The sequence below is a fragment of the Flavobacterium hydatis genome (assembly GCF_000737695.1).
In the GTDB taxonomy this organism is placed as follows: Bacteria; Bacteroidota; Bacteroidia; order Flavobacteriales; family Flavobacteriaceae; genus Flavobacterium; species Flavobacterium hydatis.
On sequence record NZ_JPRM01000007.1, the window covers coordinates 93,654 to 114,664 of the forward strand.

Below are 21,011 nucleotides of genomic sequence, written 5' to 3' on the forward strand. Positions count from 1 at the left end.
CGTTACAAACAAAGTAAAATATTACTCTTTAATACCAATCATTTACTAGCTGTTTGCTATTTTTGCAAAAAAATAATATCATGCCTTCATTCCTAAAACTAATAATAAAAGAAGTAAAACGTGAAACTGCAACTGCTGTTTCGATACTTTTTAATGTTCCTGAAGAACTAAAATCTAACTATACTTTTATTGCAGGACAATATATCAACTTACGATTAACACTAGATAATAAAGAGCTACGTCGTGCTTATTCTATTTGTTCATCTCCAGAAAGTGGTGAGTTACGCATTGCTGTAAAAGCTGTAAAAAACGGTGTTTTTTCGCAATTTGCAACTACAAGACTTAAAGCTGGTGATGTACTAGAAGTGGGTAAACCCGAAGGTAAATTTACATTTGAGCCTGAACCAGAAAGACAAAAAAACTATGCAGCATTTGTTGCTGGAAGCGGAATAACTCCTGTACTTTCTATCTTAAAATCGGTTTTAAAAAGTGAACCAAAAAGCTCATTTGTATTGGTTTACGGAAACAAAACTGTTGAAGACACTATCTTTCATCAAGAATTACACGATTTACAATTACAATATGTAGGGCGTTTATTTGTACATTATGTATTTAGTCAAGCTAAAGTTGAAAATGCTTTGTTCGGTAGAATTGATAAATCGGCAGTAAATTTTGTGTTAAACAACAAACATAAAGAATTACAATTTGATAAATTCTATTTATGTGGTCCTGAAGAAATGATTAATACTGTTTCGGGAATCTTAAAAGAGAAAAACGTAAAAGAATCTGCTATAAAATTTGAGCTATTTACTTCATCTACTCAAGAAAATAAAATTGATACTTCATTAGAAGGTCATTCAAAAATCACGGTTCTTGTTGATGATGAAGAAGTTTCTTTTGAAATGTCTCAAAAACAAACAATTCTTGATGCAGCTTTAAAACAAGGAATTGATGCACCTTATTCTTGCCAAGGCGGAATTTGCAGCAGCTGTCTTGCTCGTGTAACTTCGGGTACAGCAGAGATGAAAAAGAACTCTATCCTAACAGATAAAGAAATCGCAGACGGGTTAATTCTTACTTGCCAGGCACATCCTACATCTGAGTCTATTTATGTAGATTACGATGACGTATAAAAAGATTAAATTCTAAATAAAAAAAATTCCAAACTCCAACTTTATAATTGGGATTTGGATTTTTTTTTTGTTTTACAATTATGTTTACACTCGTTGTTTTGATAAGAATGTTTATTTATATCTGAAATAACAATAAAAACAAATTCTTATCAAAATATTGCCGAATTTTCATTAATTTAGTGGTGTTATTAAAGTAATCGCAATTTCATGTTTTATATGATTTGTAGAGCTAAATCAAATTTGTCAACACGTTTAAACATTAAATATCATGACAATACATCACTACCTCCGTTTATCATTTATAGTAATTTTTGTAATAACAGCTCTTTTTTGTATCTACTTTATAATTAAAAAACATCAAAATAAAAAAGGTCCAAAATTACTTACTGAAGAAAAATATAACTCCACAATGCTTGGGAAAATGACTGAAGTAACAGTTTCTGACCAAAGTATTTTTAATATCTGGCCATATATCAGTAAATTAAAAACTGCTAAAGTACTGTCGCACAAAATTAAAGAATCTCAATTGGTGCATAAAATCTACAGAAACTCAACTGAAGATTTTGAACACATTTTGCTGTCTACAGAAAAAGAAAATCATTTTGTTGTAATTGTTGCCAATAGAAACAAAAAGAAAACCATTGGCTATTTTCTTCAGGATGATCAAAATGGATTATATGCTTAACTGAATCTTCTCTACTATCTCTTTTGGAGAAATTGACCTCATGGCATCTTCATACCCTTCAACGATTTTGTTTCCGTAAACAGATGTTGGTAATAAAGGGTATTTAGTTCTGTCAGCTGTCAGAGCATCTTCTAGTTTTTGATTAAATGGTAAGAATCCTGCATACGGATGCGTTGCGCCCCAAAGCGTGATTACTTTTACACCTAGCATTGCTGCTATATGTCCATTTCCGGAGTCCATAGAAAGCATTACATCAAGATTACTAATAAGTTGTAATTCTTGCTGAAACTTAATTTTTCCAGCCATATTAACAACATTTTCAAACGGTTTAGAAAGTGAATCCAGAATTTCGATTTCTTTTTTTCCTCCTCCAAAAAGTAAAATTGTATGATTTTTATTTTCTGCTAGTTTTGCTATTACTTCTTGCATTAAATCCAGAGGATATACCTTAGAATCGTATTGTGCAAAAGGTGCAATCCCTATTAGTTTTTCATGTTTATTACCAATTAAATCAACTATTTCCTGACTTAAAATTGGTTTTGAAGGGAAAACGGGTTTCGATAAATCTAATGAAAATCCTAGTTCTTCAAACACTTTTTTGTGTCTTTCAAACATAGTAGGCAATGGCTTAAAGATTTTATTCTCTGCGCGCATTAATGCCTTTTTCTCTTCTCTGGCTTTATCAACAAAAGCAGTTTTTTTTCCGCTTAAAGCGAAAAAAGTTCGAACAATTTTAGAGCGTAAAACGTTGTGTAAGTCTGCAAAAGCATCAATATGCAGCTTTTTTAAATCTTTGTATAAACGTACTAATCCCAGAAATCCTTTATGACGTTCTTTATCATCAAAAACAAAGAAAGTTAGGTTAGGAATTCCATCAAAAAATGGTTTAAAGAAAGGTCGGGAAATTACAGTTAACTTTACCTCTGGATACTGTTTTACAAAAGCGCGTAAAACAGGAACCGTCATGGCAACATCTCCCATTGCGGAGAGTCTCATGACGGCTATATGCTTAATTGTATTGGACAATTCTGCCAATTATTTTTTGTTTTGGTATAAAACAGGATTCAAATCATCGTCGTTGTACATTTTCATTTGTTTGTACACTTTCATGAATTTATCTCCGTTTTCGATGTCTGTTAACAAATCATCTATTGCTGTAGATAAATCGCTTCTTTGCTCTAAAAGGATATTTAATTTTTCCTGACATTTATCTCTATGTTCCTGAGTCGCTTCTGCACGAGTAGCTTCCTCATTCATATGATAAATTTTTAAAGCCAAAATAGATAATCTATCAAATGCCCATGCTGGACTTTCAGAATTGATTTTGGCACCGTCTTTTACTTTTACATTGCTAAATTTTTGTAAAAAATAGCTATCGATATATTCCACCATATCAGTACGTTCCTGATTAGATGCATCTATCCTTCTTTTTAATGTAAGTGCAGCAACTGGGTCAATATTCGGGTCACGAATAATATCTTCAAAATGCCATTGTACAGTATCAATCCAGTTTTTTAAATACAATAAATGTTCAAATTTATCTTTAGGATATGGATTGTTTATTGGCTGATCAACATTATCAAATTTATGATAATCTTTGATACTTTGTTCGAATACAGAATATGCTAATTTTGAAAACATGTCTTTAAATTTTATAGATACAAAGATACTTTTTATACTTTTATAAAAAAATATCAAACCATAAATCTATTTATCACAAATTAGGTTTTAAAATAAATTTAAAAATACCATCATGCAGATTCATTATTTATCCGAAAATAACAGCGTATTAAACCATTTTTTAGGCCAGATACGAAATATAAAAGTTCAAAACGACAGCATGCGTTTTCGAAGAAATATTGAGCGGATTGGTGAAATTATGGCGTATGAGATAAGTAAAGACTTATCATATAAAAACGTAGAAATCGAAACGCCTCTTGGTACCAAAAGTACTACCGAAATAGATGATAAACTTATTTTATGTTCTATTTTACGTGCTGGTTTACCGCTACATATTGGTTTTTTGAACTACTTTGATGAAGCCGAAAATGGTTTTGTTTCAGCATGCAGACATCATCCTAATAATGATGATGAATTTGTTATTTTGGTTGAATATCAGGCTTTATCTAGCATCAATAATAAAACTCTTTTATTAATCGATCCAATGCTTGCAACTGGTCAATCGATTGTTGCTGTATATGAGAAACTAATACAAAATGGTGCGCCAAAAGAAATGCATCTTGCTGTTGTAATTGCTGCTCCAGAAGGTGTTGCTTATCTAGAAAAACACTTGCCAGATTCTTGTCATTTATGGATTGCTGCCTTGGATAGTAACTTAAATGAGAAAAATTATATCGTTCCTGGATTGGGCGATGCCGGTGACTTAGCTTATGGTAATAAACTATAATTGAGAGAAAAAGGTAAATAGACTACACAAAATCAAGACTCCATAGACAATCTCGTTATTTAGTTTGTTTTGTGAAAACTCTATATGACTTGATCCCATAATAGCCAAAGGTGCTACTGTAAACAATAATAAATCGTTGCTTTTATTAGGAGATATTAAAAATACAATTATCCCTATAAAGAAATAGGCAACGATTTTTTTGTATGAAGAATGCAGTAATAATGGTCTGTTTGATAGTGTTAACAACAACGAAACCACAAAAAATAACGCAACTGCTACATAAATTGATAAAGCCCCATTTTGGTAATTATTGGTAAAATAATTAATTCTAAAATCAACTGCTGCACGGTTTTGAAAGAATGTAATTACATCAATATTAAACATTAATGATACTAATAGAAATAGTGTAGCTATAGCAAAAAGAGCTATAAATGGTAAAATCCAGTTTCTATAATCGCCTGCAACGTGAAAAATTATTGATATAAATACCAATATCAGAAATAAAATACACCAAAACTGAAACAATGATGCCAATAGTATCCATAATGATGCATCAAATATTTTTTCTTTAGATGATTTTAGAGATTGTAATGATAACAATCGACGAAGCGCTAATAGCACAAAAAAATTGGCAAGCAAAACATTAGGATTATTTAGTGCCGACGGAAAAAATAACGATAATAACAAATAAAAGAATATCGTATAACCATTGTCTTTACTAAGTCCGTTTTTCTTAACAACAAAGTTTGTTATCAACATTGATCCTAATACAACTATCAATAAACTTATTTTTTCTGAAATTGAAATAAGTGATTTTACCCAAGAAATTTCTTGAAATTGATAGATGAAAAAGAAAACCAGCATTAAAATTACGACCAATGAATAATTTAATGGTGTAGATTTTTTAAAAACACTTGTTATCATAAGGATATTTTATACTTTTGTGACTGTAAATATAATACTTGTTTAAAAAGGAAACCAACAAGTTGAAATAAAGATTCTGATTATCGGGATTTATAACTTCAATGTGTTACAAAACAATAAATAACAAAATAATTTTATAAATTATGACAACTTTTTTTGAAGGAATACAGTACTTATTCGTAAACATTTTATTTGCTCCACTTGATTTTTTACGTTCATTAGAACTTGTATCATGGTTTGGTGCTAATACAATTAACTGGATTTTCATGATTATCTGTGCAGCTGCAATGGTATATTGGATTAAACAATTACGCATTTTTGATGCAGCCGGAACAGAAAACCAAGATACTACGGCTCACTCTTTTTTAAAGTAAGTCGAAGCCAATATCTTTTCTAAAATACATCTTATCAAAATTTAGCTTGTCTATGTTTTGATAAGATTTTTTTATGGCCTCTTGGAAGTTGTCTCCATACGAAGTCACTGCCAAAACTCTTCCGCCATTACTTACCACATTGTTGTTATCCAACTTTGTTCCGGCATGGAAAACAATAGAATCTGAAATATTTTCTAATCCAGAAATTACTTTTCCTTTTTCAAAATCCTCTGGATATCCACCTGAAACTACCATAATTGTTGTAGCACTTCTTGGATCAACTTCTAAAGAAATTGTATCTAGTTTTTCATTGGCTACAGCCAAGAACAATTCTACCAAATCCGTTTTTAATCTCGGAACTACAACTTCAGTTTCCGGATCACCCATTCTTACATTGTATTCTATTACGATTGGTTCGTTCTTAACATTTATCAAACCGATAAAAACAAAACCTTTGTACTCGATTCCGTCTTTTTGAAAACCTTCGATTGTTGGTTTTACGATGCGTGTTTCTATTTTTTCCATTAAAACTGCATCAACATAAGGAACTGGAGAAACTGCTCCCATTCCGCCTGTATTTAATCCTGTATCGCCTTCGCCAATACGCTTGTAATCTTTGGCAGTTGGTAGGATTTTATAACTTTTACCATCTGTTAATACAAAACAGCTTAGTTCGATTCCGTCAAGGAACTCTTCGATAACAACTTTAGAGCTCGCTACACCAAATTTTTCATGTACAAGCATGTTTCTTAATTCAGTTTTAGCTTCTTCAAGGTCCTGAATAATCAAAACTCCCTTTCCTGCTGCTAAACCATCTGCTTTTAAAACATAAGGAGGTTGCAATGTTTCTAGAAACTTACATCCATTTTCTACCGTTTCTGCAGTAAAACTATCGTAAGCTGCTGTTGGGATATTGTGTTTCATCAAGAATTCTTTGGCAAACTCTTTACTTCCTTCAAGTTGAGCGCCTAATTTTGATGGTCCGATAACCGGAATATGTTTTAAACTTTCGTCATTTTTAAAATAATCGTAAATCCCTTTTACCAATGGATCTTCGGGTCCTACGACAACCATACCTATATTTTCCTGAATTACTAAGGTTTTTATCGCTTCAAAATCTGTTGGACTAATGTTTACATTATGGGCAATACCAGCTGTTCCGGCATTTCCTGGTGCAACAAATAGTTTTTCGCATAGCGGACTTTGAATCATTTTCCATGCAAATGCATGCTCTCTTCCTCCTGAACCCAATAGTAAAATTGTCATTGTATAGTTGTATTTAGTTGTGGTGCAAAAATAATTGCTTTTAACCTTAAAACAGAATTAATTTTTAAAAAGTTGTTGGTTGTTGATCTTTAGTTGTTGGTAAATATTATTTTTGGTGAAATTTATGCTCCAAATGCTTCGACTTTTTGATCTTTCTCTTCTTATAAATGGATTTCCAATTAAGGAAGCCAAAGCCGAATTGGATACCATTATTCAGTTTTCTGAAGAGGAACATACGCTGTTTATTAAACATAAAAAAGAAGAAATTGTTGCTTATCATTTGCAGAACAACCCTTTTTATGCATCATTAGTTGGTTCTGTAAATACCAAAAATTGGAACGATTTACCTGTTTTAAACAAACAGAATTTGCAAAAACCTCTTTCTGAGAGGTTGTCTAAAGGTTATACTATCAAAAACGTTTACCTCAACAAAACTTCAGGATCTAGTGGAACTCCTTTTGTTTTTGCAAAAGATAAGTATTGTCATGCTTTAACCTGGGCTTCGAATATTATGCGCTTTGGTTGGCACGGAATCAATTTTAATACTTCGTATCAGGCTCGTTTTTATGGGATTCCGATGGATTTTATTGGAAACAGAAAAGAACGTTTTAAAGATTTTTTAAGCAACCGTTATCGGTTTCCGATTTTTAATTTATCGGATAAAATATTGGAAGGCTTTTTAAAAAAATTCCAAACCAAAAAATTTGACTACCTCAACGGTTATACAAGTTCTATCGTTTTATTTGCAAAGTTTTTAGAAAAGAGAAATATCATATTAAAAGATATTTGTCCTAGTCTAAAAGTATGTATTGTAACATCTGAAATGCTTTTTGAAAGTGATAAAATTCTTTTGAAAAAGCAATTTGGGTTTCCTATTGTTAATGAATATGGCGCATCTGAACTTGATTTAATTGCTTTTGAAAATCCGAAAGGAGAATGGCAAATAAATGCAGAAACTCTTTTTGTCGAGATTCTGGATGAAAATAATCAACCAGTTCCCAATGGAACTGAAGGCAAGATTGTAATTACATCATTGTACAACAAAGCGCATCCTTTTATAAGATATGAAATTGGCGACTTGGGGTTTCTGGATGAAAAAAGCACATTACAAAAGCCTATTTTAAAACAGTTAACAGGAAGAACAAATGATATTGCGGTATTACCAAGTGGGAAGAAATCGCCTGGATTAACCTTTTATTATGTTACCAAAAGCATCATAGAAGACGATGGAAATGTAAAAGAATTTATCATCAAACAAACTCAAATAGATTCTTTTGAAATAGAATATGTTAGTGATAATGAACTTAATAAAAACCAAATTGAGAAAATTAAAACTGCAATTATTCTTTACTTGGAACCTAATTTAAACTTCTCATTTACCCGAAAAACAGTTTTAGAAAGAACCAATCGCGGAAAGCTAAAACAGTTTAAATCTTATTTATAATATAAATAAAATCTTACATTTGTTTTTTTAATTAAAAACTCATGGACGATCAATCTCTGCTTTCTGAAGAAACTGTTTCTAACAAAATTTACTTTATCCGTAATCAAAAAGTAATGTTGGATAGCGACCTAGCTTTACTTTATGGAATAGAAACTAAAGTTTTAAAACAAGCCGTTAAAAGAAATATATCTAGGTTTCCCGAAGATTTTATGTTTGAACTTATTAAAACAGAATATGATTCTCTAAGGTCACAAATTGTGACCTTAGAGAAAGGAAGAGGTAAATATCAAAAATATCTTCCTTTTGCATTCACAGAACATGATGTTTTAATGTTATCTAGTGTACTAAAAAGTGATAAAGCTATCCAAACCAATATTCAAATTATGCGGATATTTACAAAGGTTAGAGAAATGCTTTTGGACACAACAGAAATGAAAATAGATATTCTTCAGATTCAAAAGAAGTTAGAGAATCATGATAAAAATATTGAACTGGTCTTTTCTTATCTAGACGAATTAACAGAGAAAAAAGAAGACGAAAGTGAAAGAGTAAAAATTGGATATAAAAAATAATAAATTCTTCAAGATTGCAAGTTATGACCTTGAAAACTTGAAGTCACAAATTGTGACCTCAAGTTTTTCTTAAAAATTTTATATTTAGACTTACTAAATAGAATTTGAAGATTGGAGGCCGCAAATTGCGACCTCCAATTCTGACAAAGATTCTTTAAGGTCACAATTTGTGACCTTAAAGAATTATAAGAAATATGCTTTTATATATCTTGGTTTAATAACTAATTGTGTGAACAAAAATCGAGTCATATAGATACAGGATATCACAAAATTAAACCCATGGAATCGTCTGTAAACACCGAAATTATGTTTTATCAATTTGAACTTTGAAGATGAAATGGAATCTTTTCTAATTCTATAATAGGCTAATGATTCAGGGACAGGTTTTGCTTCTTTAATTTGTTTTAAAATCGTAAGCCACAAGCGCCAATCTTGTCTTTTTTGAGTAGCTTCTATTCTGATTTTTCCAAAAAATTCAACATCATAAATAGCAGTTAAGTTCCCCACATAATTACAGAAGAACAATTCTTCGTAAGTTAAATTTATTGGAGCTTCTATCTTTTTGTTTAGAACATTCCCCTCTTCATCAATCCACTCATAAAAACTAAACGTAAACGGCAGATCCTTATCTTTTAAGAACTGTATTTGTTTTTCTAATTTTAGGGGAAACCACAAATCATCAGCATCAAGAAATGCTATATACCTTCCATTTGCTTTATCCAAAGCTATATTTCTGGCAAATCCGTTTCCTGAATTTTTTTCTAATTCAGTGATTTTTATTCGATTATCGGCTTGAGCAAATTCTTTTATAATTGCTACTGTATTATCTGTCGAGGCATCATCTACTACAATAATTTCCCAATGAGAATAACTTTGGTTAAGTACTGATTGTAATGTGGAGCGGATGAATTTTTCGCAATTATACGTTGGGATTAAAATAGAAACTAAATCCATTAATATGCTTTTTCATCGCCTTTTAGCGTATTATAAACGGTATCAAAAATGATTTTTATATCTAATAAAATAGACCAGTTTTCCATATAAAAAATATCGTATTTTACTCGATTGATAATGTCTTTATCAGTTTCGACTTCACCACGAAATCCGCTTGTTTGGGCTAATCCTGTAATTCCTGGCTTAACAAAATGGCGTACCATGAATTTATTAACCTGTACGGCATATCTTTCGGTATAACTAACCATATGCGGTCTTGGCCCAACTACTGACATATCATTTTTTAGAACATTAAAAAACTGAGGTAATTCGTCAATACTGGTTTTACGCATAAATCTTCCGAGTTTGGTAACACGAACGTCGTTTTTAGTAATCTGATTCAAATGGGCTACATCATTCAATTTCATTGATCTAAACTTATAACAATCAAACTCTTTGTTATTAAGTCCATTTCGTCTTTGCTTAAAAAATATAGGCCCCTTGGTTTCTAATTTTATCAGAATAGCTAAAATTGGGGTTAACCAAGAAAGTAAACCAACTAAAATTGTTATAGAGAAAATAATATCAAAAGCACGCTTGATAACTTTATTAAATTTATCGTCTAATCGAATATCTCTTAGTTTAATGACTGGTATATAGTCATAATATTCGAACATGAAGTTTCTGAAAAATATTTGTTTTTCGTCAGGAATAAATTTTAATGTCTTCAGGTTATTATCAGCAAAATGAATAATATCTCTCATTTGTTGTTGAGATAAATCTGTCATCGAACAATACATTTCATCTATTTTATGTACTAAAACAAAATCGAGCATTTTACTAATCTGATCTTCCTCTTCATTTTCAATATCAAAGATATGTATCAGTCTATAACCGTAATCAAGATTTTCTGTGAAGAAATTTTGTAGCGGACTAACGCTTTTACTGTTTCCCATTAAAACAACTCGCCTGGAATTACCTCCATAAAGAACTCTATATCTTTTCAGAAAAAAATAAACAGAAAACTTAATGGTTAATATCACCAAGAAAGATGCGCTAATAAAGACAATCACTGCAGGTAAGCTTATTTTTTGAGAATAAAAATAAGCTATTGCAAATGTTATTAAGCTAAACAAAACATACTGGCTAAGTGCGCAATTTAAAATAGCAATTACTTTGGTATATCGATATACCTCATAAAAGCCTAAATGAATTGCAATACACAGCCAAGCGACGCTTAAAGCTATAGGAAATGCTATTTGGTTAACAGGAAAATCTATTATATAAACCGCAAATACATTGATGATAATTAAATCTATCAAATATGAAAAGGGTCGGATATAACCTGAATATCTTCCTGTTTTTGTCCGCATTTATCTTATATAGTTTGAAAAATCTTTATGTTCTTCTTTAGAAAGTTCTTCTTTAGAAAGTGATTTAAAATAATCATACGTAATTTTCATACCATCGGCACGATTTACTTTTGCTTCCCAGCCAAGTAATTCTTTTGCCTTTGTAGTATCTGGCTGGCGCTGTAATGGATCGTTTATTGGTAAAGGATGGTACACTACTTTTTGATTTGTTCCTGTAAGTTTTATAATTTCTTCAGCAAAATCTTTAATAGTAATTTCATCTGGGTTTCCAATATTAACTGGATATACATAATCTGAGTGTAGTAATCTGAAAATTCCCTCTACCTGATCATCTACATAACAAAATGAACGAGTCTGCATACCATCTCCAAAAATCGTTAAATCTTCACCACGAAGTGCCTGACCGATAAAAGCTGGAATTACTCGACCATCATTAAGTCGCATTCTTGGCCCGTAGGTATTAAAAATACGTACTATTCTGGTTTCAACCCCATGAAAAGTATGATACGCCATAGTAATCGATTCCTGAAAACGTTTAGCTTCATCATAAACTCCACGTGGTCCTATTGTATTTACGTTACCGTAATATTCTTCTGTTTGTGGGTGTACCAAAGGATCTCCATAAACTTCGGATGTTGAAGCTATCAAAATTCTTGCTTGTTTTACACGAGCCAATCCTAATAAATTATGAGTTCCTAATGAACCTACTTTTAAGGTTTGAATAGGAATTTTTAAATAATCTATCGGACTTGCTGGTGAAGCAAAATGTAGTATATAATCTAAATCTCCAGGAACATGTACAAATTTTGTGATATCATGATGATAAAATTCGAAACTTTCAAGTTTAAATAAATGCTCGATGTTTTTTAAATCACCAGTAATTAAATTATCCATTCCGATAACATAATACCCTTCTTTTATAAAACGGTCGCAAAGATGTGAACCTAAAAATCCTGCTGCTCCTGTAATAAGTATTCTTTTCATTGTATTTTTTGTATGTGGCAAATGTAATTGAATTTATAAATTACATTCTTTAAAATATTGTAATCTAATCTTTGCGATAACATCAATCGCAAATCTATATTTGTTTTATCAAGGGCACAAAAGTACCCTTGTATTTTAGGGCTATTATTTAACGTTAAAAATCTGCTCTAGAATTTTTATCGTAATCAAATATGTTGGTTTTACACCAGTTGTTCCTAATCCTCCAGAAGCCAAAGTACTTCCTGTTTCTAATGGATTATCTGATGCATAATAAGCGTATCTAACTTTTATATCATGAGGAACACTTTTTCTGATTTTAGAAGCCGATTGAATTGCTTTTTGGTAATATGATCCTTCCATTTCCAGACCAATAACACTCCAAGTCGATTCGTGAAAGAATTTTAATAAATCACGGTTTTGTAATGACGTTCCTAACACGGTAACCATTGCTCCTTCAAAAACAGCAATATCATTTCCTTCAAACATTGCTCCTTTTAATTCATTTTCAAAAAAGTAATTATCAGCAGTTCCTTCGTTTATATGTGCTGTAGGAATCATGATATCTCCTTTTCCTCCTTCTAGAATACCTGCTTTACCCATAATCGAAACCGATTTTACGTTAAGTAGTGTATCTTTTTTATATGGTTTTAATAACTCATCGATTGTTTCATAAGCTTGTTCTCCAAACGCATAATCCATAACAATGATTACTGGTTTTTTGTCTCCTAAATCGGCTTTAGGAAATGCTGTTTTAGACCAATCAATCTTAGCTGTATCAAATATTTGCACATCGATATTAGTTCCTGAAGTATCCAATAACGAAATCATTCCGTTTTTTAAGGCAATTGTTTCAACATCTTTACGTATCGCATTTGCTCCCGATTTACTTAATTCTTCATAAATAAAGAAATCAGACTTGTCCTTGAACTTAGTTTTTAGAACCGGTGTTGCAAAGATAGAATTCATTACACTGTGCATATTAGCGCTTATAACATGTATAGGACGGTCAAGAAGCGCATTTGCCTTTAAAACCTCCTTGATGTTTGTTGCCCAGATTTCTCCGTGTATATGGTGCCCTAAACGCTCACGTAAGATAGGACTGAATGTTATTGTACGTTTGTTATTTTCTACAACTTCTTCGATAGCTAGTTTTCCTAACCAGTAAATGATATGTAAAAAACGGTCTGGTTCAGCTTCTGATCCAAAAGCATCATAAATGTTAAGAACATCCTCAAATGTCCTTCCTAAAATATTTGCAACGTGCGATATTGCTTTTTCTTTCTCTACAAGTGGTAATTTTTTAGTTTGCATTACTGCAAGTTCTAGTTTTAACCAATCGCGTGAAACTTCGCCTCCATCATCTAATAAAACTCTGTTTCTTATTTTATGAGATTCGATGAAGATAAAAGTCAAATGCGTTAAAATATCGTAGATATCAGAACGTCCGCGGGTAATTTCCACGTTCATTTGCTCCTCATCGATTCTATAGCAATTTCTTCTTCTTTTTGGAGGAACAATTGCTTGAAAATGCGATTTAGAATATCCTTCGTCTGATGTTAAATTAATAAAACGACATTGTTCAATTCCTACTGGAAGTCGTTCTATAACATATAAAAGCCCGTTAAGTTCTACTTTCTCTTCGGCAATATTACCGTAAATTTCTGGTCGTAAAGCTAATAATGCTTCACGTAATGTATCGCCCGATATTCCCATTGGTTTATAAAAACCTCTGTTAAACAAATGACGCATTGTAATGTACATTTTTTCGATAGCAGCTGATGATTCTTGTGCTCTTGATCTCGAAATATTTTTTGATTCTTTCATTCTAAATGTAATTTTTTGAAACTTTTTTAAGTCTTATTCATTTTTTAATGCGTCTGCTATATCTCTATTATTAGCCAGTCGCGGGATTTTATTTTGTCCTCCTAATTTACCTTGAGATTTCATATATTCCTGAAAACCATTTTTGGCAACTTTGGTTATAACCACCTTTTGCAAAATATTTCCAGTAATTAAATCGTCGTAATAAATGTTTTGCTTTCGCATAGCATTATCGATTGCTTCGGCGAAAGTTAACATATTTTCTGGTTCATTTTCAAATTCTACAAACCATTCATGATATGGTAATCCTTCTGTTGGATTTATTTGTGGCGCAACAGTAAATTCATTTATACGAATATTTGTATTTTCCATAGCCTCTTTCATAGCATTTTCGACCTCATTACCAATAACATGCTCTCCAAATGCCGAGATATAATGCTTAATCCTTCCCGAAACAATAACTCGATGCGGATATAAGGACGTAAACTGAACGGTGTCTCCAATATTATACCCCCAAAGCCCTGCATTTGTAGATATAATCAAGACATAATTTACACCTAACTCTACCTCTCCTATTGTTAATCGTTTAGGGTTTTCGCTAAAGAACTCATCTGCTTTTATAAACTCATAAAAAATTCCTGAGTTTAATAACAAAAGCATTCCTTTAGATTTTTGAGAATCCTGATAAGCAAAGAATCCTTCTGAAGCAGGAAATAACTCAATACTATCTACTTTTCTTCCAATCAGGTTTTCAAACTTCGCGCGATATGGTTCGTAATTAACTCCGCCATAAATAAAGAGATTAAAGTTTTTAAACAAATCCCCTACTTTCTTCCCGCTTTTTTCCTCTAATCGCTCAAAATACATTTGTACCCAAGACGGAATTCCCGAAATAATAGTCATATCCTTATCAATGGTTTCATCGACAATGGCATTAATTTTAGTTTCCCAATCTTCTATACAATTGGTTTCCCATGAGGGCAAACGATTTTTTTGAAGATATTTTGGTACAAAATGAGCTGCAATACCTGATAATCTTCCTAGTTTGATTCCGTTTTTTTCTATCAATTCAGGACTTCCTTGTAAGAAAATCATTTTACCATCTACAAAATCAGCATTTCCTGTTTCATGTATATAATGCAAAATCGCATTTCTTGAAGCCTCAATATGATATGGCATTGACTCTTTGGTAAGCGGAATATATTTTGCTCCCGAAGTTGTACCAGATGTTTTAGCAAAATAAAGTGGTTGCCCTTTCCAGAGAATGTCTTTATGGCCTAATCTTACTTTATCTATATACGGTCTTAAATCTTCGTAATCCCTTACTGGTACATGATTTTTAAAATCCTCAATGGTCTTTATTTTATCAAAGTGATGATTTTTTCCAAACTCAGTATCTATTGCACCTTTTATCAAGCTTTTAAAGACTTTCATTTGAGTCTCAACGGGTTTTTTTGCCCAAGCCTGTGTATTGTTATAAATTTTGCTGGCAAATAATTTTGCTGCGACTGATTTTATAGACATTCTTTACTTTTGTTTTTTATCACTTTTATTCTTTTTAACAGAACTAGTGTTTTCCTTTTTTTCTTCGTTTGCCACTTCCTCACGCAATTTTAATTCCTCTTTGGATGGGGTTAAATTTACATCTTCCTCTTTTACGTCAACACTCGATAAAATTGAATCTTTGTTAAATTTAGCGTATTCTAATTGGCCTGTTAATACCTTTTGAATAGATTTAATGTAAGCTTCATTTTTCTTTAACGCCACCGTTAATGAATCAGATTTTAAAGCTAATTCAGTTGCGTTTTTCTTTAATTCTGTTGACGAATATCCTGGTATAAATTCTCTTAACGGAGTAAAAGCTATAATAAAAGTTGTAATTAATATTAAAAAAATTGCTCCAAGAGTGGCTACCACAAAAACATTCATTAGATTTAGTTTGAAAGAAAAAATTTCTTCAAAAGTATCTTCGTTCAAAATAACCAAACGGTTTTTGACAAACAATTTCTTTCTAAACTTGATTCGTTTTAATTTTTTCTCAGACATCGTGGTACTTTAATTGACAAATATAATAATTAATACTGTTGATAAAACGGACAAAATGTAATAGGATGGCCTTTAAAATAGGTTTTTATTAAATATTTAACTTAACTAGAAATAAATTTTTTATAATAAAACCAATTCATATTAACTAATTCTGTATACCTTTGCTTTTATTATATACAAATTTGCTCCGGCAATTAATTATTCAATCATGGGAAGATTAGGTGTTACAGAAATCCTTGTTATATTAGCAGTTGTTTTATTACTTTTTGGAGGTAAAAAAATTCCAGAATTAATGAAAGGTTTAGGTAGTGGAATTAAAGAATTTAAAAACGCTGCTAAAGACGATAACAAAGAACCAGCTGATAAAAAAGAAGAAGAAGAAAAAAAATAGACTTTTTAGTTCTCAAGTCTTAAAATTCGAAATCCCAATATATTATTAGGATTTCGAATTTTTTTGTTTATAATATCATCGTCAACTGAATACGCTTCCTGTCTTCATCAACCTCAGTTACTTTAACGTCTACATGTTGATGTAGTTTTACCACTTCGTTTACATCGCTTACAAAACCAGCTTTTAGTTGTGAAATGTGAACCAATCCGCTTTCTTTAACACCAATGTCAACAAAACAACCAAAATTGGTGATGTTATTAACAATTCCAGGTAATATCATACCTGTTTTTACATCTTTTATGGTTTTTACATTCGGATCAAATTCAAAAACCTTAGCCGATTTTCTCGGATCTAAGCCTGGTTTCTCTAATTCTTTAATGATATCCTTTAGTGTTAATAAACCTATTTCAGGCGTGATATAATTCTCAGGTTTAATTAAAGCAGTTCGCTCTTTATTGGCAATAAGATCATTAACGGTCAGTTTTAAATCTTTAGCCATTTTCTCTACAATTCCGTATGCTTCAGGATGTACCGCCGAATTATCCAACGGATTTTTTGCATTGGTGATTCTAATAAAAGCAGCTCCTTGTTGATACGCTTTATCACCCAAACGAGGAACTTTTTTTAATTGTTTACGATCTTCAAATGGACCGTTTTCTGAGCGATATTGTACAATGTTTTCGGCAAGCTTCTCTCCTATTCCACTCACGTAACTTAGTAAATGTTTACTCGCTGTGTTTATATTTATTCCAACCGAATTCACGCAGCGAATTACGGTATTGTCAAGTTCTTCTTTTAATTTTGATTGGTCAACATCATGTTGGTACTGTCCTACTCCAATTGCTTTTGGGTCAATTTTTACTAACTCTGCCAATGGATCCGAAAGTCGTCTTCCTATAGAAACCGATCCACGAACGGTAACATCATAATCAGGAAACTCTTCTCGAGCAATTTTAGAAGCTGAATATACCGACGCTCCAGCCTCAGAAACTATAAATACCTGAACTGGTTTATCGAACGCGATTTTTTTGATAAAGAACTCTGTTTCACGCGAAGCTGTTCCGTTACCAATAGAAATTGCATCTATTTTATAAGAGTTTACCATCGAGCGAATTTTTTTCATCGCCATAGCATCTTCATGTTGTGGTGCGTGCGGATAAATAGTTTCGTTGTATAACAAATCTCCTTTTTCGTCCAGACAAACCACTTTACAACCACTTCTAAACCCTGGATCAATAGCCAAAATTCTCTTTTCTCCCAATGGTGGAGCCAATAATAACTGCCCTAGATTATTAGCAAAAACCTGAATAGAATTCGCATCAGCTTTAGCTTTAGCTTCTTGCAACGTTTCATTTCCTATAGCAGGATTCAACAACCGTTTATAACTGTCCTCAATCGCTAATTGTATATGTGGTGTTGTATTATTTTGTCCTTTTATAACCAATTCATCAATAACATCATAAGCTTCATCAATATCAACTTCGACTTTCATTTTTACAAATCCTTCGTTTTCAGCACGAAGCATTGCTAATAATCGGTGTGATGGCGCTTTAGTTAACGGTTCTGACCAATCGAAATACTGATTGAATTTTTGCGCATTCTCATCATCTTTCTTTGTCTTTACAACCTTAGTTGCAATTGTCGATTTGCGTTGGTATAATCTACGTAATTGTTTACGAACGTATATGTTTTCGTTAATCCATTCGGCAATGATATCACGTGCGCCTTGCAAAGCAGCTTCTTCGTTAATAACTTTGTCATTAATATATTGTGTCGACAGAAAATCAACATCATCATTGCCTTGCGACATGATAATCTTAGCCAACGGCTCAAGACCATTTTCACGCGCCACATCAGCTTTTGTTTTTTTCTTCTTTTTGTACGGAAGATAAAAATCTTCTATCTCTTGTAAATCAAAACTCTGATCTATCTTTTGTTTTAATTCTGGTGTAAGTAACTTTTGTTCTTCTATCGACTTTAAAACTGCTTCTTTACGTTTTACAATAACTTCATAATCTTTTTGGAGTTTTGCAATTTGCTCAATTACAACTTCATCAAGATTTCCCGTTGTATCTTTTCGATATCTTGAAATAAACGGAATCGTACAATCTTCCTCTAATAATTTAACTGTGTTTTGAATGTTTATTGCAGCTGTTTGAACAGATTTGGCAATGAATTGAATATTAGTCATTCTTATTTAATTTTAACCGCAAAGATGCAAAGTGTTTTACAAAGTTTGCAATGGTTTTTGTTATTTACTTTTTTAACGTTGTCAAAATTGAATTCAACTTTACTTTAGCCCTTTTTTATCTGGAGCCAAAAAGTTTTCTCCTGTTACTACACTTTTCCCCGTTTTATCTTCTAAAGCTATACGTGCATTTTTTGCAATGGCTCCCCCCTTTTTACTTGCTTTCGCATTCTCTACAAGTCCTACTGCTTCATCACTTTCAGCAATTTGTCGGGTAGAAAGTTCGGCTAAAGCGGTAAAAATTAATTCCGCTTCAGACATATGATCTCTCAAATTTTGAGATTTTAATCCTTTTACTTCCTTATGTTTCTTTACAGATAGTCCAGTCCATTCTTGGTGAATAATATTTGTAAGCATTGCAAACTCGTCTTTCTTTTCTACTCCAGATTCTTTCCAATAATCAGTTAATTTATTACGAGTCTCCTGCCCTGTCATTCGCTGTTGAATCCATTTCTCACTACGACCTAAATTTTGCCAATTTTCACGGGCGCGATCTAAACTTTGAGCTGGATCAGCCAATTCTTGAATTCTTTCATAACCTACTTTTGCCAACCATTGCTTAAAAGGTTCAGCTTTTGGAGAAGGAATAGATTGAATTAAACGTAATAAAGTTTCAGTATCTGCTGTGTCTGTCAACCTGTTTTTTCCGTCTTCAGCAAGCATTTTCAACTGTACGATTTTATCGTACGCTTCACTTCCTTCTGCTTTTAACTTCTTTTTTAAGTCAGTCCAATACCTTTTAGGAATCGTACTTCCAGTTAAAATCTGAATTACATCAATTACCGAGAAATACCAAATCTCCTTTTCAGCATCATAATGGCTTCTAACTTTTTTTTGCTCAAATAATTGTACTGGACCCATTGATTATGAATTACATTATTTATATTCTTCACTTAAATTTTGATTCGCCTAAAATAATATCTTTGTTTTTAATTTTAAGCCAATGAAAGTTTTATTAGTGTATTTTTTTATCGTAAATAGTATTGCCTTTATCTTAGCTGGATACGATAAATATTTAGCTGTTAAGCATAAACGCAGAATTTCCGAAAATATGCTGTTTTCAATAACTGCTATTGGAGGTTGTGTCGGTTTATTATTAGCAATGCTATTGTTTAGACATAAAACGAGTAAACCATCGTTTATGATAAAATATGCAGGTATTATCCTCCTTCAAGTCGTAATCGCTTTCCTTATATTTTTTTATTACTGCGATGCAGAAAATCTTGCTTGGTTTATGGTAAGTGACAATAAATAGTGTTGTTTTTATGTTGTTAATAACTACATAATATACTATTTATCAATAAATTAAATATAACATTTTCAAAAAATTACTGATACTATTTACGTTATTAACATTGTTATTATAAAGGCATAAAATCAGTAAATCATCTTTTGTAACAACATGCAAGAACTATCCTTGATTTTCACAATCTAAAAAGCATGGTTTTCTATATAGAATCGATTAATAAATTGAGTAGTTCTTATGTTGTTGATAACTCCACAATATACTATTTGTCAAATAATTAAATCTTACCTTTTTAAAGATTTACTTATACTATTTCTTTTATATTCATTATTAACATTGTTATTGTATGGACATAAAATGAGTAAACCTCCTTTTATAACATCATCCTAGAACTGTCCTTGAAAATTGCAATCTAAAAAGGGGTGCTTTACATATAGAATCGATTAATAAATCGAGTTGTTCTTATGTTGTTAATAACTACACAAAATACTATTTGTCAATTATTTAAATACAAATAATCTCAACGTTCTACTGATACTAATTCAGATAAATTCCTTTATTAACAATGTTATTATAAAGGTATAAAACCAATAAATCTCCTTTTGTAACAACATTCTAGAACTGTCCATGATAATCGCAATCTAAAAACGTTGTTTTACATATAGAATCGATTAATAAATAGAGTTGTTCTTATGTTGTTGATAACTACACAACATACTATTTATCAAATAATTAAATATAACCTTTTTAAAGATTTACTGATACTATTTCTGTTATATCCATTATTAACAATGTTAATCTAAAGACATAAAAAAGTAAATCTCCTTTTGTAACAACATTCAAGAACTTTCCTTGATAATCGCAATCTAAAAAGTGTTGTTTTACTTATAGAATCGATTGATAAATAGTATTGTTTTTATGTTGTTAACAACTCTATAAGTACCTTTTTATCAATAAATTAAATATAACATTTTCAAAACTTATTGATACTATTTCCGTTATTAACATTGTTATTATAAAGGCATAAAATCAGTAAATCTCCTTTTACAACAACATTCTAGAACTGTCCTTGATAATCACAATATAAAAGCTGCTGTTTTACATATAGAATTCATTAATAAATAGAGTTGTTTTCATATTGTTAATAACTACATAATATACTAT

Annotated in this window: 20 protein-coding genes; 8 read left to right on the top strand and 12 right to left on the bottom strand. The window is 31.4% G+C overall.

Features of this window, described 5'->3' with window-relative positions; translation table 11 throughout:
- The first annotated feature begins 80 nt into the window (after positions 1-80).
- Together IW20_RS06750 and IW20_RS06755 are read left to right on the top strand one after the other, a co-directional pair.
- Complete coding sequence (locus tag IW20_RS06750) at positions 81-1,133, top strand: ferredoxin--NADP reductase (RefSeq protein ID WP_035620173.1); 1,053 nt, start codon at positions 81-83, stop codon at positions 1,131-1,133.
- A gap of 268 nt (positions 1,134-1,401) precedes the next feature.
- On the top strand, positions 1,402-1,818 hold the full coding sequence (locus IW20_RS06755; RefSeq protein ID WP_035620174.1) for a hypothetical protein: 417 nt from the start codon (positions 1,402-1,404) through the stop codon (positions 1,816-1,818).
- Here the strand turns inward: IW20_RS06755 and IW20_RS06760 are convergent.
- Both IW20_RS06760 and IW20_RS06765 read right to left on the bottom strand, forming a co-directional pair.
- Positions 1,807-2,814, bottom strand: a complete 1,008-nt coding sequence (locus tag IW20_RS06760; RefSeq protein ID WP_035620225.1) for a glycosyltransferase family 9 protein — start codon at positions 2,812-2,814, stop codon at positions 1,807-1,809. The genes IW20_RS06755 and IW20_RS06760 overlap by 12 nt on opposite strands.
- A gap of 39 nt (positions 2,815-2,853) precedes the next feature.
- On the bottom strand, positions 2,854-3,459 hold the full coding sequence (locus tag IW20_RS06765) for a DUF4254 domain-containing protein (protein ID WP_035620176.1): 606 nt from the start codon (positions 3,457-3,459) through the stop codon (positions 2,854-2,856).
- A gap of 112 nt (positions 3,460-3,571) precedes the next feature.
- Here IW20_RS06765 and upp point away from each other — a divergent pair, with 112 nt between their 5' ends.
- Entirely contained in the window at positions 3,572-4,225 is a 654-nt protein-coding gene (gene upp, locus IW20_RS06770) for a uracil phosphoribosyltransferase (RefSeq protein WP_035620179.1), read from the top strand.
- On the opposite strand, the gene IW20_RS06775 is transcribed toward upp, so the two are convergent.
- Positions 4,220-5,149: a DUF6427 family protein gene (locus IW20_RS06775; protein ID WP_035620181.1), complete on the bottom strand. Its 930-nt coding sequence runs from the start codon at positions 5,147-5,149 to the stop codon at positions 4,220-4,222. The genes upp and IW20_RS06775 overlap by 6 nt on opposite strands.
- Before the next feature lie 143 nt (positions 5,150-5,292).
- Between IW20_RS06775 and IW20_RS06780 the strand changes: the two genes are divergently transcribed.
- The gene (locus IW20_RS06780) at positions 5,293-5,523 is read left to right on the top strand and encodes a DUF6341 family protein (protein WP_035620182.1); all 231 of its coding nucleotides are present in this window, start codon (positions 5,293-5,295) and stop codon (positions 5,521-5,523) included.
- Here the strand turns inward: IW20_RS06780 and purD are convergent.
- Positions 5,515-6,789 (bottom strand): phosphoribosylamine--glycine ligase, encoded by a 1,275-nt coding sequence (purD, locus tag IW20_RS06785; protein ID WP_035620183.1) that lies wholly within the window; start codon positions 6,787-6,789, stop codon positions 5,515-5,517. The genes IW20_RS06780 and purD overlap by 9 nt on opposite strands.
- Positions 6,790-6,922: 133 nt before the next feature.
- Between purD and IW20_RS06790 the strand changes: the two genes are divergently transcribed.
- Together IW20_RS06790 and IW20_RS06795 are read left to right on the top strand one after the other, a co-directional pair.
- A complete protein-coding gene (locus IW20_RS06790; RefSeq protein ID WP_035620184.1) occupies positions 6,923-8,233 on the top strand; it encodes a phenylacetate--CoA ligase family protein in 1,311 nt (436 codons plus the stop codon).
- 41 nt (positions 8,234-8,274) lie between these two features.
- Positions 8,275-8,805 (top strand): ORF6N domain-containing protein, encoded by a 531-nt coding sequence (locus tag IW20_RS06795; RefSeq protein WP_035620186.1) that lies wholly within the window; start codon positions 8,275-8,277, stop codon positions 8,803-8,805.
- A gap of 183 nt (positions 8,806-8,988) precedes the next feature.
- On the opposite strand, the gene IW20_RS06800 is transcribed toward IW20_RS06795, so the two are convergent.
- The 6 genes from IW20_RS06800 to IW20_RS06825 all read right to left on the bottom strand — a co-directional run bounded on the left by IW20_RS06800 (position 8,989) and on the right by IW20_RS06825 (position 15,962).
- On the bottom strand, positions 8,989-9,759 hold the full coding sequence (locus tag IW20_RS06800) for a glycosyltransferase family 2 protein (protein WP_035620188.1): 771 nt from the start codon (positions 9,757-9,759) through the stop codon (positions 8,989-8,991).
- Positions 9,759-11,111 (bottom strand): exopolysaccharide biosynthesis polyprenyl glycosylphosphotransferase, encoded by a 1,353-nt coding sequence (locus tag IW20_RS06805; RefSeq protein ID WP_035620189.1) that lies wholly within the window; start codon positions 11,109-11,111, stop codon positions 9,759-9,761. The genes IW20_RS06800 and IW20_RS06805 overlap by 1 nt, the downstream gene beginning before the upstream one ends.
- Positions 11,112-12,095 carry a UDP-glucuronic acid decarboxylase family protein gene (locus tag IW20_RS06810; RefSeq protein WP_035620191.1) on the bottom strand — a complete coding sequence of 328 codons (984 nt, stop codon included), beginning with the start codon at positions 12,093-12,095 and terminating at the stop codon, positions 11,112-11,114.
- A 144-nt stretch (positions 12,096-12,239) separates the two neighbouring features.
- Positions 12,240-13,919: a DUF6909 family protein gene (locus IW20_RS06815; RefSeq protein ID WP_035620192.1), complete on the bottom strand. Its 1,680-nt coding sequence runs from the start codon at positions 13,917-13,919 to the stop codon at positions 12,240-12,242.
- A 33-nt stretch (positions 13,920-13,952) separates the two neighbouring features.
- Complete coding sequence (locus IW20_RS06820) at positions 13,953-15,440, bottom strand: GH3 auxin-responsive promoter family protein (protein WP_035620195.1); 1,488 nt, start codon at positions 15,438-15,440, stop codon at positions 13,953-13,955.
- A 3-nt stretch (positions 15,441-15,443) separates the two neighbouring features.
- The gene (locus IW20_RS06825; RefSeq protein WP_035620199.1) at positions 15,444-15,962 is read right to left on the bottom strand and encodes a hypothetical protein; all 519 of its coding nucleotides are present in this window, start codon (positions 15,960-15,962) and stop codon (positions 15,444-15,446) included.
- 208 nt (positions 15,963-16,170) lie between these two features.
- On the opposite strand from IW20_RS06825, the gene tatA reads away from it, so the two are divergent.
- Complete coding sequence (gene tatA / locus IW20_RS06830; protein ID WP_035620201.1) at positions 16,171-16,353, top strand: twin-arginine translocase TatA/TatE family subunit; 183 nt, start codon at positions 16,171-16,173, stop codon at positions 16,351-16,353.
- Between the two features lie 67 nt (positions 16,354-16,420).
- Here tatA and IW20_RS06835 read toward each other — a convergent pair whose 3' ends face one another.
- Positions 16,421-18,544 carry a Tex family protein gene (locus IW20_RS06835; protein WP_035620203.1) on the bottom strand — a complete coding sequence of 708 codons (2,124 nt, stop codon included), beginning with the start codon at positions 18,542-18,544 and terminating at the stop codon, positions 16,421-16,423.
- Between the two features lie 99 nt (positions 18,545-18,643).
- On the bottom strand, positions 18,644-19,462 hold the full coding sequence (locus IW20_RS06840; protein WP_035620205.1) for a BRO family protein: 819 nt from the start codon (positions 19,460-19,462) through the stop codon (positions 18,644-18,646).
- An 82-nt stretch (positions 19,463-19,544) separates the two neighbouring features.
- Between IW20_RS06840 and IW20_RS06845 the strand changes: the two genes are divergently transcribed.
- Positions 19,545-19,856 carry a DUF1294 domain-containing protein gene (locus IW20_RS06845; RefSeq protein WP_051885608.1) on the top strand — a complete coding sequence of 104 codons (312 nt, stop codon included), beginning with the start codon at positions 19,545-19,547 and terminating at the stop codon, positions 19,854-19,856.
- Positions 19,857-21,011 lie beyond the last annotated feature (1,155 nt).